Consider the following 493-nt stretch of genomic DNA (forward strand, 5'->3'; position numbering starts at 1 on the left):
GGTGTCCTGTTGTATGGGCTGATGGGCTGGGGAAGCCACCTCCTCGACCCGACCCATGCCCATTCCCATGAACACCACGCCGCCCCGCCCGCTGCCGGTGCCGCCGGTCACCACCATCACGCTCCGGTGGAAGTCGCTGAAGGATCGCCGGTACCTGCCGTCGAATTGATCGTGACGCCCGATGAGGCGGGGGGCTGGAACATCCATGTGGCCACCTCCCGCTTCCGATTTGCTCCGGAGCGGGTGAATCAGGGGCACCGCCCAGGGGAGGGACACGCCCATTTGTACGTGAACGGCCGGAAAATCGCCCGCCTGTACGCCTCCTGGTTCCACCTGGATTCGCTCCCTCCGGGGACCCACACCCTGAGGGTGGAACTCAACAGCAACGATCATCGGCCCCTCATGCACCAGGGCCAGATCATCGAGGACACCGTGACGCTGACCGTTCCGTAGGCGGCCAAAAACAAGGGCCGTCCCGTTTGGGGGACGGCCT

At 65.3% G+C, this 493-nt stretch carries 1 protein-coding gene; it reads left to right on the forward strand.

Features of this window, described 5'->3' with window-relative positions:
* Nucleotides 1-453 (forward strand): hypothetical protein (locus tag RZO55_RS01480; protein ID WP_318062535.1); only part of this gene is annotated, 453 nt, incomplete at its 5' end.
* Between the last annotated feature and the right edge of the window lie 40 nt (nucleotides 454-493).

This window comes from Clostridium boliviensis (genome assembly GCF_033342255.1).
In the GTDB taxonomy this organism is placed as follows: Bacteria; Bacillota; Clostridia; order Lachnospirales; family Lachnospiraceae; genus Lacrimispora; species Lacrimispora boliviensis.